General features: G+C 62.1%; 1 pseudogene. It reads right to left on the bottom strand.

What is annotated here, in order from left to right:
- A pseudogene (locus EN808_RS35560) lies at positions 1–327 on the bottom strand (hypothetical protein); the annotation flags it as partial.

Genomic DNA, 327 nt, shown 5'->3' with positions numbered 1-327 from the left:
CTGGCCTCGGCCTTGCTTCAACTTCTGCAGCCCAAGCGTCTTCGAAGCCGGCCTGGGCACGCAATGTCCGCGCACCGTCATTTCGGTTGGCCGGCAGCCCGTGGTGATGATTGCGTCCCTCACACATGCCTTGCCGACCAGATGGTAGCCGCGTTTGCAGTCGATGATGATGGAAGGCTTGCGCACGCATTCGCCATTGACGCGCTGTTCGTCACGCCGGCATTTCCCGGCGATCACGGCATTCTTCACGCATTTCAGGCCGACCTGATGATAGCCGGGCAGGCAGTGGATGCTGACGCCGATGCACCGGCCGTCGACCAGCTTCTC

Source organism: Mesorhizobium sp. M8A.F.Ca.ET.165.01.1.1 (genome assembly GCF_004792065.1).
Classification (GTDB): Bacteria; Pseudomonadota; Alphaproteobacteria; order Rhizobiales; family Rhizobiaceae; genus Mesorhizobium.
The sequence above is the reverse complement of the archived record's forward strand: the minus strand, read 5'-3'. Positions and strand labels throughout refer to the sequence as shown.